Annotated in this window: 1 protein-coding gene; it reads right to left on the reverse strand. The window is 62.9% G+C overall.

Going from position 1 to position 1,829, the window contains the following annotated elements; genetic code table 11:
- Nucleotides 1-122: 122 nt before the first annotated feature.
- A partial coding sequence (locus AC04L7_RS17915) for a VirB4 family type IV secretion/conjugal transfer ATPase (protein ID WP_475513595.1) occupies nt 123-1,829 on the reverse strand: 1,707 nt, incomplete at its 5' end.

Here is a 1,829-nt window from a genome sequence, read left to right on the forward strand (position 1 = left end):
ACCCGCCACTGCGCTTGTGCCGTTGCGGCGAAGACGAAGCCCGCGGCCAGCAGGGCATGGGCGACGTGTCGGACGCGAACACGGGATGTCGAGACGTTCATGATGATGTCCTTGGTTATCCGTCAATGCTGAAAGCTGGAGTGGGTGGTCCGCGCGGGTCGCGGGCCGGTGGAACGCTCTTCCCGAGGAGACGGGGGGGCGGAGGTGTCGCGACGACTGCGCGACCCCTTGCGCTCCTCCTGGAAACGCGGCAACCACTGCTCGGGGCGCAGGTCGGCCTTGTCGACGCCCAGTCGCAGTGCTTCTTCCTCGACGATGCGATGCATGATCTCGATGTTGTCGGTGCTGGCCGAGATGACCGCGAGGGCATCGTCCATGCCGCGCAGGTTGAGTTGGCACACGGTCGAGGCGTGGCCCTGCTTGACCAGGAAGCAGCGCGAGCGCTCGTCCAGGCTCTTGATGACCTTGAATTCCGCGTCGGTCAGCTTCAGCCCATCGATGTAGTCTTCGCGCGCTGCATTCGGATTGGGAAGCAGGATCAGCGTCGCCGTCTGTTCGATCAGCGCCGCCGATATGTCGCTGGCGAGCGCATCTTCCGGGCTCTGGGTGGCGAAGATGCCGAGGCCGTTCTGCTTTCGGATGGTCTTCTGCTTGTTCTTGGCGAAGTCCTTGAGCGCACCACCGCCGTCGAGGATCTTCCAGAACTCGTCCATCACGTAGATCAGCGGACGACCGTCGATCAGCTCTTCCAGCCGATGCAACAGATAGTTGATGACGGGGACGCGGATCTCGGCATTCTCGATGACATCGGTGTAGTCGAAGCCGATGATGCTGGCCCGGCTCAGGTCGATCGTGTCGACGGGGTTGTCGAACACCCAGCCGAGCGCGTTGCCTGACGTCCACTTGCGGAGGCGGGCATAGAGTCCGTCGTCCCCCATGTTGGGCAGGCTCTTCTGGAAGTTGGTCATCGACCTCAAGTGGAGCGGCATGTCCAGCATGGACTCGACCGCCCGGAAGATGTCCTCGTCCTCCCGTGCCGTGTAGTGGCTCTTGGCCGCCAAGACCTTGATCAGCCCCGCCAGGAACTGCACGTTGGCATCGGTACGTTCGCRCTGGAACGGGTTGAAGCCGGTAGGCTGCCCGTTCTCCAGCGCCAGGTAGTTGCCGCCGCAGGCGCGTACGAATATCTCCGCGCCCCGGTCCTTGTCGAAGAAGAAGATGGTCGGCACGGGATCGAACTTCTGCACCTGGCTGAGCAGGAAGTTGATCAACGCGGTCTTGCCGGTGCCCGACTTGCCGATGACCATGGTGTTGGCAATGGCTTTCTCACCCAGCGAATTCTCGGCGGGATGCGTGGCGTGGAAGTTGAAGTAGTAAGGCTGTCCGTTGGTGGTCTGCAGCACCGTCACGCTGTCGCCCCACGGATTGTTGTCGCGCTTGCCGGTGGCGAAATTGTGCAGCGGCGACAGTCCCAGGAAGTTCAGCGAACTGACGTTCGCCAGCCGCGTACGGTAGCGCCAGTTGCCCGGCAGCTGGGAATAGAACGAAGAGCAGACGGCCAGGTCTTCCTTGGCGGACACGAAGCCGGCGTTGGACAGCTCCGCCCGCGCCACGGCCACGTTCTGCGACAGACGCTGCTGGTCCTCCGCGTACAGGGTCATGATGAAGTGGTACTCGCCCAGCACGAAGTTGCCGGACGCGACCTGGTCCATGGCGCCGTCCAGCTCGATGATCTGGCTCACCGCCTTGTCGCCCGACGAGATCATCATGCCCTTGGTGCGGTCCAGCACCTTCAGTGCGTCCTGGCGCCCCATCGGACTGAATGAGTG

The sequence above is a fragment of the Pseudoxanthomonas sp. LjRoot204_2 genome (genome assembly GCF_056175765.1).